Here is a 14510-nt window from a genome sequence, read left to right as displayed (position 1 = left end):
CGCCGGCTTAGGCAGAATGGCGCCGCGACGGGCATCCGCGGTGGCGAAACGTGGGCAGACGGCCCCGAAATCCGGCGCTTGCCCACAAAATGAGCCCGGGAGCACGGGAACCTTTTCAAAAAATTCCTTGGCACGAGCTTTGCGGATCGCTGCCCGGCCGCATCGGCCCAGGGAGACGATGACGATGACGTGGAAGGGTTGGCTCTCGCGCGCTGCGGTTGCGGGCGGCGTGGCACTCGGCACGCTGGCGAGCACGGCCGCCTCGGCGCAGGAGACCATCAAGGTCGGCATCCTGCACTCGCTCTCGGGCACGATGGCGATCTCCGAGACGACGCTCAAAGACGCCATGCTGATGCTCATCGACGAGCAGAACAAGAAGGGCGGCGTGCTCGGCAAGAAGCTCGAGGCGGTGGTGGTCGATCCGGCCTCGAACTGGCCGCTCTTCGCCGAGAAGGCCCGCGAGCTGATCGCCAAGGACAAGGTCTCGGCGGTGTTCGGCTGCTGGACCAGCGTGTCGCGCAAGTCCGTGCTGCCGGTGTTCAAGGAACTCAACAACATCCTGTTCTACCCCGTCCAGTACGAGGGCGAGGAGAGCGAGCGCAACGTGTTCTATACCGGTGCGGCGCCGAACCAGCAGGCGATCCCGGCGGTCGACTACCTGATGTCGGAGGATGGTGGCGGCACCAAGCGCTGGGTGCTGGAGGGGACGGACTACGTCTACCCGCGCACCACCAACAAGATCCTCGAAGCCTACCTCAAGTCGAAGGGGGTAAAGGACGAGGACATCATGATCAACTACACCCCGTTCGGCTTCTCGGACTGGCAAACGGAGGTGTCGAAGATCAAGGCGTTCGGCTCCGCCGGCAAGAAGACCGCGGTGGTCTCGACCGTCAACGGCGACGCCAACGTGCCGTTCTACAAGGAGCTCGGCAACCAGGGCATCAAGGCCACCGACATCCCGGTGATGGCCTTCTCGGTCGGCGAGGAGGAATTGGCCGGCATCGACGCCAAGCCGCTCGTCGGCCACCTCGCCGCGTGGAACTACTTCGAGTCGATCAAGACGCCGGAGAACGAGGCGTTCATCAAGCAGTGGCAGGCGTTCAAGAAGAACCCCAAGGCCGTCACCAACGACCCGATGGAGGCGAGCTACATCGGCTTCAACATGTGGGTGAAGGCGGTCGAGAAGGCCGGCAGCACCGATCCCGACAAGGTGATCGACGCGCTGCCCGGCATCGAGCAGGCGAACCTCACCGGCGGCACCGCCAAGATGCTGCCGAACCACCACATCACCAAGCCCGTCTTCATCGGCGAGATCGAGGCCTCCGGCCAGTTCGACGTGGTGTGGAAGACCAAGGACCTCATCCCCGGTGAGGCCTGGTCAAAGCAGCTCGAGGGCTCGAAGGACCTCGAGGCCGATTGGGTGAAGCTCAAGTGCGGCAACTACAACACCCAGACGAAGAAGTGCGGCGGCGCGTAACGGCTGAGCACTTCTCCCCTCTCCCGTGTGGGAGAGGGGCAGGGGGATCGAAGATCCCGCGTGAGGTTTCTGCGGTTCTGAGTAATGCACTGATCGTCGTGCTGGCAGCGTGACCACCTGAGAGCCTGTTTGAGTGTTTTTTCTATCGCCAAGATCAATATAATCAGTGATATCCTACCCTCCCACCTCATCCTGAGGTGTTAGTCGATCAAAGATCGACTGACCTCGAAGGAGCCCTCCAGAATCCTCAGCGATCCCTGGAATCCTCCTTCGAGGTCAGTCCATCTCCGATGAACTGACACCTCAGGATGAGGTCGTGGGCAGGATATGCCCTGATGTTTCCGGCATTATGAAAGACGACCCCGCTCAAACAGGCTCTGAGATCGACTCAGCACCGTAGCACCCTCACCCCTAACCCCTCTCCCACACGGGAGAGGGGAATGTTGGCACCTTTCCCCCGGACACTGACTGTATGCGCCGCTGCCTCGTCCTTCTCCTCGTCGCCTGGTGCGCCGTCTGGGCCCTGCCCGCCGCCGCGCAGACCGGCCCCGACGCCGCCTATGCCCGGCTCGCCAGCGACAGCTATTCCGACATCGAGGCCGGCATTGCGGCGCTCGCCACCAGCGGCGATCCCAAGGCCGGGCCGGTCCTGCGTGCGCTCGCCGACAACCGCCTGCTCTACCGCCCGGACGACAAGGCGCTCGCCCTCAAGGACGGCGCCAACGCCACCGATGCCCGCACCGGCGCCGCGGTGAGCCCGGACGGCTTCAAGCCCGTGCGGGTCAACAACCGGGTGCGCCGCGCGATCGACGCCGCCCTCGGCAGCCTCAACCTGCTCGCCCCCGACGCCGCCACCCGCCGCAACGCCGCCGATGCGGTGTTCAAGGCCCGCGACGCCGCCGCGCTCCCGGCCCTCGACGCGGCGCTCGCCCGCGAGACCGACAAGGGCGTGAAGCGCAGCCTGCAGGAGGCCCGCGCCGCGGCGTTGCTGGCGAAAGCCGGCGCCCCGGAGATCGAGCGGCTCGCCGCCCTCGACACCCTTCAGGCCCGCGGAGATTCGGAGGCGCTCGGCATCCTGCGTGGCCTCGCCAACGACCCGACGCCGAGCGTGCGCGACGCCGCCGCCCGCGGCGTGTCCAGCATCGAGACCCGCCAGGCCCTGATGGCGAACGTCCAGAACGCCTGGTACGGCGTCTCGCTCGGCTCGGTGCTGCTGCTCGCCGCCATCGGCCTTGCCATCACCTTCGGGGTGATGGGCATTATCAACATGGCGCATGGCGAGATGGTGATGCTCGGCGCCTACACCACCTACCTGGTGCAGGAGCTGATCCGCCAGAAGGCCCCTGGCCTGTTCGACTGGTCGCTGCCGATCGCGATCCCGCTCGCCTTCCTGGCCGCCGGCGCCGTCGGCATCCTGATCGAGCGGACCGTCATCCGCCACCTCTACGGACGGCCGCTGGAGACCCTGCTCGCCACCTGGGGCATCAGCCTCATCCTCCAGCAGGCGGTGCGCTCGGTCTTCGGCCCGACCAACCGCGAGGTCGGCGCGCCCTCCTACATGTCCGGCGCCTTCGACCTGTTCGGCCTCTCGATCACCTGGGGCCGGCTGTGGATCGTGGTGTTCGCGCTCGCCGTCTTCGTCGCCCTCAACCTGATCCTGAAGGCGACCTCCTTCGGCCTGAAGACCCGCGCCGTCACCCAGAACCGCCGCATGGCCGCCGCCATGGGCATCCGCACGCCCTGGATCGACGCCTTCACCTTCGGCCTCGGCTCGGGCATCGCCGGCGTGGCGGGGGTCGCGCTCTCGCAGATCGACAACGTCTCGCCGAATCTCGGCCAGGGCTACATCATCGATTCGTTCCTGGTCGTGGTCTTCGGCGGCGTCGGCAACCTGTGGGGCACGCTGGTGGCCGCGCTGACGCTCGGCGTCGCCAACAAGTTCCTGGAGCCCTATGCCGGCGCGGTGCTCGGCAAGATCCTGCTCCTCGTCTTCATCATCCTGTTCATCCAGAAGCGGCCGCGCGGCCTGTTCGCGCTCAAGGGCCGGGCGGTGGAGGCCTGACCATGCTGCTCTCCCGCATCGACAAACCGGGCTGGATCTTCCTCGGCGTGCTGGCCCTCGCCTGCCTCGTGGTGCCGGCCCTCAATCTCCTCACCGCGCCGGGCTCCGCCCTCCACGTCCCGACCTACGCCGTCTCGCTGATGGGCAAGTACCTCGCCTACGCGATCCTGGCGCTCAGCCTCGATCTCGTCTGGGGCTATTGCGGCATCCTCTCGCTCGGCCACGGCGCGTTCTTCGCGCTCGGCGGCTACGCGATGGGCATGTACCTGATGCGCCAGATCGGCCCGCGCGGCGTCTACGGCAACCCGATCCTGCCCGACTTCATGGTCTTCCTGAACTACAAGTCCCTGCCCTGGTACTGGCACGGCTTCGATTGGTTTCCCTTCGCCGCCGTGATGGTGCTGCTGGTCCCCGGCCTCCTCGCCTTCGTGTTCGGCTGGCTCGCCTTCCGCTCGCGGGTGACCGGCGTCTACCTGTCGATCATCACCCAGGCGATGACCTTCGCGCTGATGCTCGCCTTCTTCCGCAACGATATGGGCCTGGGGGGCAACAACGGGCTGACCGACTTCAAGGACATTCTGGGCTTCAACGTCCAGGCGCAAGGGACGCGCGTCGTCCTGTTCGTCCTCACCGCCGTGGCGCTGGCGCTCGCCTACCTCGTCGCCCGCTTCATGACGACCTCGGCCTTCGGCAAGGTGCTGATCGCGATCCGCGACGCGGAATCCCGCACCCGGTTCCTCGGCTACCGCACGGCGCATTACAAAGTGCTCGCCTTCACCGTCTCCGCCATGATGGCGGGGGTGGCCGGCGCCCTCTACGTGCCGCAGGTCGGCATCATCAACCCGTCCGAATTCGCCCCCGCCAACTCGATCGAGGCGGTGATCTGGGTCGCGGTGGGTGGCCGCGGCACCCTCGTCGGCGCGGCGCTCGGGGCGGTGCTGGTCAATTACGCCAAGACGCTGCTGACCGGCGCGATGCCGGATGCCTGGCTGTTCGCGCTCGGCGCCCTGTTCGTCGTGGTCACCCTGTACCTGCCCAAGGGCATCCTCGGCACCCTCGCCGAGCGCCTCGGCGCCCGGCGCGCCCGGACCCGGACCGACATTCCCCCCGCCCTGGCCGAGGAGGGCCGCGGATCATGAGCGCAGCGGTCGCCCTGCCCACCGCCGACCCGGTGCACGAGAAGCGCCTCACCCAGGCCCTGCTCTACGTCGACGACATCAAGGTCACGTTCGACGGCTACCGGGCCCTGCGCGGCCTGTCCCTGACCCTGATGCCCGGCGAGATGCGGGCGATCATCGGGCCGAACGGCGCCGGCAAGACCACGATGATGGATTGCATCACCGGCAAGACCCGGCCCGATACCGGCCAGGTGATCTATGACGGCCTGCACGACCTGACCCGGATGGACGAGGCGGCGATCGCCGAGCTCGGCATCGGCCGCAAGTTCCAGAAGCCGACGGTGTTCGAGAGCCAGTCGGTCGCCGACAACGTCCTGCTGGCGCTGAAAGGACCCCGCGCCGCGACCGCCTCCTTGTTCGGCTGGCGCAACCGGGTCGAGCGGGCGCAGATCGACGCCATCCTGGAGACGGTGGGGCTCACCGCCCACCGGGCCCGGCCGGCGGCCGACCTCTCGCACGGCCAGAAGCAGTGGCTGGAGATCGGCATGCTGCTCGCCCAGGACCCCAAGCTCCTCCTCGTCGACGAGCCGGTGGCCGGCATGACCGATGCCGAGACCGAGGCGACCGCGACGCTCCTGCGCCGCATCGCGAAAGACCACGCGGTCATCGTGGTCGAGCACGACATGCATTTCGTGCGGGCGCTGCAATGCCGCGTCACCTGCCTGCACGAGGGCGCGGTGCTCGCCGAAGGCTCGATCGATTCCGTCTCGGCCGACCCGCGGGTGGTCGAGGTCTATCTCGGCCGCTGAGGATCTTTTTCAGTCATGCTCTCCGTCGAGACCATCGATCTCCATTACGGCGCGGCGCAGGCCCTGCGCGGCGTCTCGCTGAGCGCCGAACCCGGCAAGGTCACGGCCGTGCTCGGCCGCAACGGCGTCGGCAAGACCTCGCTGATGCGCGCCATCGTCGGCCAGCAGCCGGTGTCGAAGGGCGCGGTCAGGCTCGACGGCCGCGACATCAGCCGGCTCGCGCCCTACGACCGCGCCCGCCAGGGCATCGCCTTCGTGCCGCAGGGACGCGAGATCTTCCCGCTCCTCACCGTCAAGGAGAACCTGGAAACGGGTTTTGCGCCCTGCAAGCGCGCCGACCGCTACGTGCCGAGCGAGGTCTACGACCTCTTCCCGGTCCTCAAGGACATGCTGGGCCGGCGCGGCGGCGACCTCTCGGGCGGCCAGCAGCAGCAGCTCGCCATCGGCCGCGCCCTGGTGACCCGCCCCCGCGTCCTCGTCCTCGACGAGCCGACCGAGGGCATCCAGCCCTCGATCATCAAGGATATCGGCCGGGCGATCGACTACCTGCGGGGCAAGGGCGACATGGCGATCGTGCTCGTCGAGCAATATTTCGAATGGGCCCGCGATTTGTGCGACACCTACGCGGTGATGGATCGCGGCCAGGTGGTCGAGGCCGGGCCGCGCTCGGGCATGGTCGAGGCGCAGGTCAGGCGGTGGCTGTCGGTGTGAGGGCGGCGGCCTGAGAAGGCCCATGACAATGATGACGGGATCGAGGCTTCATCCTGTCGTCATGTCTTGAAGGGTTACAACGACCGAGGCTCGGCCTTCAGGCGCATCGGGCTCGTATTTGCCGCCGGCACGTCGTCTCCGGCCTCCAAGTCGACCTGGAAATGCCGAGCACTGGCGTCGATGAGACGGCGGAGAATACCTGAGGCAAGGTCGAATTTATCGTCAGGAATCGTCGCAGGCAACCTGCCGCCCGTCTTCGGGTAGCGGAACGCAGTGGCGTAGGTCTTGAGGTAGCCCAGCCCCTGCATCGCGGTCCGGAGAGGATGGTTCTCGGGAAGCCGGTCGGCCAGACGGTCGAGGATGTGGACATCCTTGATCTGGACGTGTTCGCCTTCCGAGGTAAGCAGGGCGAGAAGCAGCTTCTCTGCCGCTTGCTCCAGATGGTAAGCGTCGTTCCTGCTTCTGCAGCCGTGCAGGACGATTGCGTCCTTCAGGTCGCGGTCCGCGAGCCTGAGATGGTTGGCGATGTGAAGACTAGCGGCTGAAGACACGGACGGCATGCCCGGCAATGTCCCGCGTCCGCGAATTGGCAACGGCCAGGTCCGATAGGAACTCGCTCTTGAGAGAGCACAGCACGTCCGCGTAGACGCCCGAGCCCCTTTGGGTCTCGTAACCGAGGAGAGGGTCGAGCAGGCGCTCGTCGGCATCGTCGGGCAGAACCACGAGGATGTCCCAGTCGCTGTCGGGTCCCGCCGTGCCCTTCGCGCGGCTGCCGAACAGCAGCACGTCCTCGGGGGCGTAGACGGCCTCGATCCGCTCCAGGAGTGTCTTCAGCACGGGATACTCGCCCGTGGCGGGCACGAGTTCCGCCACGGATGCCGGAAGCGCCATGATCTGATCCTCCGGGCCGCGATCTTAGCAAGGGCTCGGCATCTCGTCATCCTGACGCGAGGTAGAGGGCGCGGAGCCGGCTCGTCTGCGGCGCTCCTCGGCCGTGACGGGCGCAGACCACCTTGCATTCCGCCCCCACCCGGATTATCTCCTCTTCATCAGTTCTGTTCGTGGCCGATGAGGCTGCGGTGCGGGAGTGGGTCCCCCCGGGGCCCGCTCTTTTTTATTGCCGCAAGCCTCCCCGGGCGCGAGCCGAACGCCAGATTGCCTTCCCTCACGGGACCGCGCCACGGCTTTTCGATCCATGACCGACGCCCCAGACCATGACCCGGCCGAGAAGCGCCTCATCACCGAGACCGGCATCGCCGCGCGCGTCGCGCAGATCATCGAGCCCGCCATCGAGGGCCTCGGCTTCCGCCTCGTGCGGGTGAAGGTGTCCAGCCAGAACGGCTGCACGGTGCAGATCATGGCCGAGCGGCCGGACGGCACCATGTCGGTCGACGAGTGCGAGACCGTCAGCCGCACGATCTCGCCGATCCTCGACGTCGACGATCCGATCGGCGGCGCCTACTACCTCGAGATCTCCTCGCCGGGCATCGACAGGCCGCTGGTCCGGGCCGGCGATTTCGCCCGCTGGGCCGGCTACGAGGCCAAGGTCGAGCTGGCGATGCCGATGGATGGCCGCAAGCGCTTCCGCGGCATCATCCGGGCGCCGCAAGGAGACACGGTCCGCATCGAGCTGCCCGACGTGAAGGAGGGCCTGCCGTCCTCCTACGACATCCCGTTGCGCGACATCGGCGAGGCCCACCTCGTCCTCACCGACGCCCTGGTGCGCGAATCCCTGCGGCGCGGCTCGGCCCCGCCGCAGGACGACGAGGAGGATGACGAGGACGAGGGCGCGAGCCCCTCCGTCAGCCACTAGAAACCGCCCCAGACCCGTAAACGAACGAGAAACCAGGAAGGACTGATCCGATGGCCGTCGTCAGCGCCAACAGGCTCGAACTCCTCCAGATCGCCGAGGCGGTCGCCCGCGAGAAGGTGATCGACCGCTCGATCGTGATCGGCGCCATGGAGGAGGCGATCGCCAAGGCCGCCCGCTCGCGCTACGGCGCCGAGACCGACGTCCATGCCGAGATCGATCCCCGCACCGGCGCGCTGCGCCTGTCGCGCCACCTTCTGGTGGTGGACGAGGTCGAGAACGATTCCCGCGAGATCGACCTGCCGTCGGCGCGGCGCCACAACCCGGCCGCCCAGGTCGGCGACGTGATCTCCGACACCCTGCCGCCGTTCGATTTCGGCCGCGTCGCCGCCCAGTCGGCCAAGCAGGTCATCGTCCAGAAGGTCCGTGAGGCCGAGCGCGAGCGCCAGTACGACGAGTACAAGGACCGTATCGGCGAGGTCGTCAACGGCCTGGTCAAGCGCGTCGAGTACGGCAACGTCATCGTCGATCTCGGCCGCGGCGAGGGCATCGTGCGCCGCGACGAGTCGATCCCGCGCGAGACCTTCCGCCCCGGCGACCGTATCCGCGCCTACCTGTTCGACGTCCGCCACGAGGTGCGCGGGCCGCAGATCTTCCTCTCGCGCTCGCATCCGCAGTTCATGGCCAAGCTCTTCGGCCAGGAAGTGCCGGAGATCTACGACGGCATCGTCGAGGTGAAGGCGGTCGCCCGCGATCCGGGCTCGCGCGCCAAGATCGCGGTGATCTCGCGCGATTCCTCGATCGATCCGGTCGGCGCCTGCGTGGGCATGCGCGGAAGCCGCGTCCAGGCGGTGGTCGGCGAGCTGCAGGGCGAGAAGATCGACATCATCCCGTGGTCGCAGGACCAGGCGACCTTCATCGTCAACGCGCTCCAGCCGGCGGAAGTCGTCAAGGTGGTGCTCGACGAGGAGGCCGACCGCATCGAGGTCGTGGTGCCCGACGACCAGCTGTCGCTCGCCATCGGCCGGCGCGGCCAGAACGTCCGGCTCGCCTCCCAGCTTACCGGCTGGGACATCGACATCCTGACCGAGGCCGAGGAATCGGAGCGCCGGCAGAAGGAGTTCGTCGAGCGCACCAACACCTTCATGCAGGCCCTCGACGTCGACGAGACCGTCGGCCAGCTGCTGGCCGCGGAAGGCTTCCGCTCCGTCGAGGAGATCGCCTATGTCGAGCCGACGGAACTCGCCAACATCCAGGGTCTCGACGAGGAGACCGGTGCCGAGATCCAGGCCCGCGCGCTCGATTACCTCAACCGCATCGAGGCCGAGAACGACGCCCGCCGGATCGAACTCGGCGTTGCCGACGAACTGCGCGACATCGACGGCATCACCACCCCGATGATGGTCGCCCTCGGCGAGAACGACGTGAAGAGCGTCGAGGATCTTGCCGGCTGCGCCACCGACGACCTCGTCGGCTACACCGAGGGCCGCGGGCCCGAGGCGGTGCGCCATGCCGGCTACCTCGACGGGTTCGAGGTCTCCCGCGCCGAGGCCGAGGCGATGATCATGGCCGCCCGCGTCCATGCCGGCTGGGTCGAGGCGCCCCCGGTCGAGGAGACGCAGGAGGAAGACGAGGGCCAGGAAGAAGGTCAGGACGACGAGGCTCAGGGTCCGGACGGCGCGGATTCCGCGGCGGAGCACGCCGAGGGTGAGGAATCCGAGACCGTGCCGGTCGAGGAGGACGCCGCCGCGACCGCCGAGCGGCAGCCGACCTGAGGCGCGTAAGGAGCGATGGACCCGACCATGCAGGATGACGCTCACGACGCGGATGCGCTGCCGCCGGACGTCCTCGACGCCGGCGCCGGTCGCGGCCGTGCCAACGCGGAGCGCACCTGCCTGGTCACGCGGCAGGCGGGCAGGCCGGATCGGATGATCCGCTTCGTGCTCGGCCCCGACAACCAGGTGGTGCCCGACCTGCGTGCCCGGCTCCCCGGCCGCGGCGCGTGGGTCACCGCGACCCGGGCCATGGTGCAGGAAGCGGCCAAGAAGCGCCTGTTCCAGCGCGCCTTCCGGCAGAAGGACGCCCGCGTCGCCCCCGATCTCGCCGATGTGATCGAGGCGGGGTTGCGCGACGACCTGCGCCAGGGTTTCTCGCTCGCCAACAAGGCGGGCTGCGTCGTCACCGGCTTCACCAAGGTGGAGAGCGCGGTGGACAGCGAGACCGGGGTCAAGGCCCTGGTGCATGCCAGCGATGCGGCCCCGGACGGGCGCCGCAAGCTCGCCCAGGCATTGCGAAGGCGCTACGGCGATGCCATATCGCGGGTTCCGGTCGTTGATGACCTGTCCGGTGAAGAATTGGACATGGCCTTGGGCCGGGATCATGTGATACACGCTGCCCTCGTCGCGGGAGCCGGCACGACCGGCTTGCTCGCGCGTTGGCGTCGGCTCCACGTCTTCCGCGGCGGGACGGCGACGTCGGGACGCACCGGAACGGAGCCCCCAGGCTCCGACGCGGCGCTCCCGGACGCTGTCCAGGATGGTGGAACATCGCTGCGGACCGGCCCCCCGGAGGCCGGTGGTTGAGTGAATCGAATGGGATCGGCCCGATTGGCGGGTGCGCTCCCGGGAACACGATGGGAGGCGGCCGCCGGGAGGCCGGGTCCCGGGACGGACGAGAACCCCCAGGGTCTGAACTGAATGAGTGAGACGAAGAATCCGGGCGACAAGACGTTGCATACCGGTCCCTCCAAGACGCTGTCGATGAAGCGTCCGGTCGAGCAGGGGACGGTGCGCCAGAGCTTCTCCCATGGCCGCTCGAAGGCGGTCGTGGTCGAGACGGTGAAACGTCGCCCCGGCGGCGCGCCGGCTCCGGCCGCGCCGAAGGATGCCGCGCCGAACCAGGCGCGCTCCGCTCCCCAGGGGCAGGGCCGTCCGGGCGGGTCGCGTCAGGACCGCCCGGCTGCCTCGAGGTCCGGCGTCGTGCTGCGCACCCTGAGCGATCAGGAGCAGAGCGCCCGCATGGCCGCCCTCGTCGACGCCAAGCGTCGCGAGGAGGAGGACCGCCGCCGCGCTGCCGAGGAGGCCCAGCGCCGTGCCGAGCGCGAGGCTGCCGAGATCCGTGAGCGCGAGGCTGCCGAGGCCCGCAAGCACGAGGAAGAGGAGCGCCGCCGCCAGGAGGACGCGCGCAAGCGCCGCGCCGCCGAGGAGGCCGAGCGCCGCGCCCACGACGATGCGGCCCGCGCGGCCGCTGCTGCCGCTTCCGCTCCGGCCGCCCCCGATGCATCGGCTCCGGCGGCTGCGCCCGCCGTCGCCGCTGCTCCGCGTCCGGCGGCGCCTGCCGCTGCCCGTCCGGCCACCGCGGGTGCGGCCCGCCCGGCAACTCCGGCCGGCGCCCGGCCTGCCGCGGCCGCGGGCGCTCGTCCCGCCGCGGCGGCAGGGGCTCGTCCGGCCGCCGCCGGTGCCCGTCCGGCTGCCCCCGCCGGTGCGCGTCCCGTGGTGCCCGCCGGCACCCGTCCGGCGACCCCGAGCACCGGGATCACCCGTCCGAGCGCCCCGGCCGAGCCGCGCCGCACGCTGACGGCCGATGCCCGCAAGCCGCGCGACCTGAACTTCATGGCCCGCCCGGCGCCGAAGCCCGAGCCCGAGCCCGCCAAGCCCGAGCCGGCGGCGGCGAAGGCCGCGACGACGGCCAAGACCGCCACGGGTGCCGCCGGCGCGGCGCGCCCCGCCACCGGTCGTCCGGCCGCGGCGGAGGAGGAGGCCGAGACCAAGCGGGTCATCCGCCGTCCCGGCATGCCGCTCAAGGTCATCACCCCGCCCAAGACGCCGAAGTCCCCGGGCGGCGACCGCAACCGCGGCCGCCTGACCATCGCGACCGCGACCTCGGGCGAGGACGAGCGCACCCGTTCGCTCGCCTCGTTCCGCCGCCGCAACCAGCGCCTGACCGGCCACCGCCAGGTGGAGCAGAAGGAGAAGCTGGCCCGCGAGGTGGTCATCCCGGAGACGATCACCATCCAGGAGCTCGCCAACCGGATGAGCGAGCGGGCGGTCGACGTCATCCGCATGCTGATGAAGCAGGGCCAGATCCACAAGATCACCGACGTGATCGACTCGGATTCGGCGCAGCTCATCGCCGAGGAGCTCGGCCACACCGTGCGCCGCGTCGCGGAGTCGGATGTCGAGGAAGGCCTGTTCGACGAGGCCGATACCGACGACGACACCCAGCCGCGCCCGCCGGTCGTGACCATCATGGGCCACGTCGACCACGGCAAGACCTCGCTGCTCGATGCGATCCGCAACGCCAACGTCGTCTCCGGCGAGGCGGGCGGCATCACGCAGCATATCGGTGCCTACCAAGTGACCTCGCCGTCCGGCGGCAAGATCACCTTCATCGACACCCCCGGCCACGCCGCCTTCACCTCGATGCGCGCCCGCGGCGCCCGGGTGACGGACATCGTGGTGCTGGTGGTGGCGGCCGATGACGGCGTCATGCCGCAGACGATCGAGGCGATCTCCCACGCCAAGGCGGCCGAGGTGCCCCTGATCGTGGCGATCAACAAGATCGACAAGCCCGACGCGAACCCGCAGCGGGTCCGCACCGAGCTGCTGCAGCACGACATCCAGGTCGAGTCGATGGGTGGCGAGACCCTCGAATTCGAGGTCTCGGCCAAGACCCGGGACGGCCTCGACGAGCTCTTGGAGGGCCTCGCCCTCCAGGCCGAAATCCTGGATCTGCGCGCCAACCCCGACCGTTCGGCGGAAGGCACCGTGATCGAGGCCAAGCTCGACCGCGGCCGCGGCCCGGTGGCGACGGTTCTCGTCGAGCGCGGCACCCTGCGCACCGGCGACATCATCGTGGCGGGCGCCGAGTGGGGCCGCGTGCGCGCCCTCGTCGACGATGCCGGCCGCAACGCCAAGGAAGCGGCCCCGTCGGTTCCCGTCGAGGTGCTCGGCTTCAACGGCACGCCGGAGGCGGGCGACCGCGTCGCGGTGGTCGAGAACGAGGCCCGGGCCCGCGAGGTCACCGAGTACCGGGCCCGCGTGAAGCGCGAGCGCGCGGCGGCCACCGGCAGCGGTGCCGGCCGGACGCTGATGGACATGATGCGCGACCTCAAGGAGGGCGCGGGTCGCAAGGAGTTCCCGCTCGTCATCAAGGGCGACGTGCAGGGCTCGGTCGAGGCCATCGCCGGCTCGCTCGAGAAGCTCGGCAACGACGAGGTGGCGGCCCGCATCCTGCACACGGGTGTCGGCGGCATCACCGAGTCGGACATCACGCTCGCCCAGGCTTCGGGTGCGGTCGTGGTCGGCTTCAACGTCCGCGCCCACAAGGAGGCGAGAGAGGCCGCCGAGCGGGCTGGCGTCGAGATCCGCTACTACAACATCATCTACGACCTCGTGGATGACGTGAAGGCGGCGATGTCGGGCCTCCTGCCGCCGACGCTCCGCGAGGAGCGCCTGGGCGAGGCGCGCATCCTCGAGATCTTCAACGTCTCGAAGGTGGGCAAGATCGCCGGTTGCCGGGTCGAGGACGGAAGGGTCGAGCGCGGCGCCCATGTTCGCCTCATCCGCGACAACGTGGTGGTGCACGAGGGCAAGCTCTCGCAGCTCAAGCGCTTCAAGGACGACGCCAAGGAAGTGGCGGCGGGCCAGGAATGCGGCATGGCCTTCGAGAACTACCAGGACATGCGTCCCCGCGACGTCATCGAGTGCTACATCGTGCACGAGGAGCGTCGCACGCTCTGACGTGAACCCCGCTGCCATCGGCCGTCCGCCGTCGTGGCGGCGGCCAACGAAAGACACCGCGAGCCCGGGACGCCAGCGTCCCGGGCTCGTCGGTTCATGAGACGACAGCCGCGAGGGCCTGACGGCCGAGAAGGCCAGACCCGGATGACCGCCCCGCGGCCCGGTCCGAGCCCGGAGAGACGATGGTGCGCAAACCCCAGGAATCCGCAGGCCCCTCGCAGCGCCAGCAGCGCGTGGCCGAACTCGTGCGGCACGCCCTCGCCGAGGTGTTGAGCCGCGGCGACATCCAGGATCCGGTGCTGAGCCAGCACGTGATCACGGTACCGGAGGTCCGGATGTCGCCGGACCTCAAGCTCGCCACCGCCTACGTCATGCCGCTCGGCGGCCAGGACGAGCGCCCGGTGATCGAGGCGCTGGAGCGCAACAAGAAGGTGCTGCGCCAGGAGGTGGCCCGCCGGGTGGCGCTGAAATTCGCCCCCGACCTGCGCTTCCGCCGCGACGAGACCTTCGATGAAGCCGCGCGCATCGACGCGCTCCTGCGCAGCGACAAGGTCCAGCGCGACCTCGGATCCGACGAGGACTCGGAGGACTAGGCATCCCCGGCCGAATCGGTCACCGGTTCGGCGACGACCGCGAGGCGAAGCCGGTCGGCCGGGCGAAAACCCGCGATGCGGCGTTCGACCCGCACAGGCGCCCGGGCCGGTGAACCGGCCCACGGGTGGCGACTTGGGACATCACAGGATTGGCAGGGACGACAAGCGGGCGGCACGTCCCGCGGCGAC

11 protein-coding genes and 1 pseudogene are annotated in these 14510 nt (G+C 69.2%); 10 read left to right on the top strand and 2 right to left on the bottom strand.

The features are described from left to right. The first annotated feature begins 184 nt into the window (after window positions 1-184). From urtA to urtE, 5 genes are all read left to right on the top strand, one after another. Window positions 185-1477, top strand: a complete 1293-nt coding sequence (gene urtA, locus AC3AOF_RS27560; protein ID WP_236987871.1) for an urea ABC transporter substrate-binding protein — start codon at window positions 185-187, stop codon at window positions 1475-1477. 472 nt (window positions 1478-1949) lie between these two features. Then, on the top strand, window positions 1950-3539 hold the full coding sequence (urtB, locus tag AC3AOF_RS27555) for an urea ABC transporter permease subunit UrtB (protein ID WP_488347065.1): 1590 nt from the start codon (window positions 1950-1952) through the stop codon (window positions 3537-3539). Between the two features lie 2 nt (window positions 3540-3541). Beyond that, window positions 3542-4678, top strand: coding sequence for an urea ABC transporter permease subunit UrtC (gene urtC / locus AC3AOF_RS27550; protein ID WP_488347064.1), 1137 nt, complete (start codon window positions 3542-3544; stop codon window positions 4676-4678). Continuing rightward, window positions 4675-5466 carry an urea ABC transporter ATP-binding protein UrtD gene (gene urtD, locus AC3AOF_RS27545; RefSeq protein WP_488347063.1) on the top strand — a complete coding sequence of 264 codons (792 nt, stop codon included), beginning with the start codon at window positions 4675-4677 and terminating at the stop codon, window positions 5464-5466. Before urtC ends, urtD begins: the two co-directional genes overlap by 4 nt. 15 nt (window positions 5467-5481) lie before the next feature. Further along, window positions 5482-6177 (top strand): urea ABC transporter ATP-binding subunit UrtE, encoded by a 696-nt coding sequence (urtE, locus tag AC3AOF_RS27540; protein WP_236987875.1) that lies wholly within the window; start codon window positions 5482-5484, stop codon window positions 6175-6177. A gap of 74 nt (window positions 6178-6251) precedes the next feature. Here urtE and AC3AOF_RS27535 read toward each other — a convergent pair whose 3' ends face one another. Together AC3AOF_RS27535 and AC3AOF_RS27530 are read right to left on the bottom strand one after the other, a co-directional pair. Continuing rightward, entirely contained in the window at window positions 6252-6737 is a 486-nt protein-coding gene (locus AC3AOF_RS27535) for a HEPN domain-containing protein (protein WP_488347062.1), read from the bottom strand. Next, the gene (locus tag AC3AOF_RS27530; RefSeq protein WP_236987877.1) at window positions 6712-7068 is read right to left on the bottom strand and encodes a nucleotidyltransferase domain-containing protein; all 357 of its coding nucleotides are present in this window, start codon (window positions 7066-7068) and stop codon (window positions 6712-6714) included. Before AC3AOF_RS27530 ends, AC3AOF_RS27535 begins: the two co-directional genes overlap by 26 nt. A 304-nt stretch (window positions 7069-7372) precedes the next feature. Between AC3AOF_RS27530 and rimP the strand changes: the two are divergent. The 5 genes and pseudogenes from rimP to rbfA all read left to right on the top strand — a co-directional run. Then, window positions 7373-7969: pseudogene (gene rimP, locus AC3AOF_RS27525) on the top strand (ribosome maturation factor RimP); the annotation flags it as partial. Between the two features lie 71 nt (window positions 7970-8040). Continuing rightward, on the top strand, window positions 8041-9762 hold the full coding sequence (nusA, locus tag AC3AOF_RS27520) for a transcription termination factor NusA (RefSeq protein ID WP_236987878.1): 1722 nt from the start codon (window positions 8041-8043) through the stop codon (window positions 9760-9762). A 15-nt stretch (window positions 9763-9777) separates the two neighbouring features. Next, complete coding sequence (locus AC3AOF_RS27515) at window positions 9778-10569, top strand: RNA-binding protein (protein ID WP_488347061.1); 792 nt, start codon at window positions 9778-9780, stop codon at window positions 10567-10569. A 114-nt stretch (window positions 10570-10683) separates the two neighbouring features. After that, complete coding sequence (gene infB, locus AC3AOF_RS27510) at window positions 10684-13728, top strand: translation initiation factor IF-2 (RefSeq protein WP_488347060.1); 3045 nt, start codon at window positions 10684-10686, stop codon at window positions 13726-13728. Window positions 13729-13913: 185 nt separating this feature from the next. Then, on the top strand, window positions 13914-14321 hold the full coding sequence (gene rbfA / locus AC3AOF_RS27505) for a 30S ribosome-binding factor RbfA (protein ID WP_442919337.1): 408 nt from the start codon (window positions 13914-13916) through the stop codon (window positions 14319-14321). Window positions 14322-14510: the final 189 nt, after the last annotated feature.

The sequence above is a fragment of the Methylobacterium sp. 142-1Y genome, assembly GCF_057747795.1.
The sequence above is the reverse complement of the archived record's forward strand: the minus strand, read 5'-3'. Positions and strand labels throughout refer to the sequence as shown.

Bases quoted from the DNA above. Each gene is read 5' to 3' on its own strand.
- urtA (WP_236987871.1), top strand. From the start codon at position 185: ATGACGTGGAAGGGTTGGCTCTCGCGCGCTGCGGTTGCGGGCGGCGTG.
- urtB (WP_488347065.1), top strand. From the start codon at position 1,950: ATGCGCCGCTGCCTCGTCCTTCTCCTCGTCGCCTGGTGCGCCGTCTGG.
- AC3AOF_RS27535 (WP_488347062.1), bottom strand. From the start codon at position 6,737: ATGCCGTCCGTGTCTTCAGCCGCTAGTCTTCACATCGCCAACCATCTC.
- AC3AOF_RS27515 (WP_488347061.1), top strand. From the start codon at position 9,778: ATGGACCCGACCATGCAGGATGACGCTCACGACGCGGATGCGCTGCCG.
- urtC (WP_488347064.1), top strand. From the start codon at position 3,542: ATGCTGCTCTCCCGCATCGACAAACCGGGCTGGATCTTCCTCGGCGTG.
- infB (WP_488347060.1), top strand. From the start codon at position 10,684: ATGAGTGAGACGAAGAATCCGGGCGACAAGACGTTGCATACCGGTCCC.
- nusA (WP_236987878.1), top strand. From the start codon at position 8,041: ATGGCCGTCGTCAGCGCCAACAGGCTCGAACTCCTCCAGATCGCCGAG.
- AC3AOF_RS27530 (WP_236987877.1), bottom strand. From the start codon at position 7,068: ATGGCGCTTCCGGCATCCGTGGCGGAACTCGTGCCCGCCACGGGCGAG.
- urtE (WP_236987875.1), top strand. From the start codon at position 5,482: ATGCTCTCCGTCGAGACCATCGATCTCCATTACGGCGCGGCGCAGGCC.
- urtD (WP_488347063.1), top strand. From the start codon at position 4,675: ATGAGCGCAGCGGTCGCCCTGCCCACCGCCGACCCGGTGCACGAGAAG.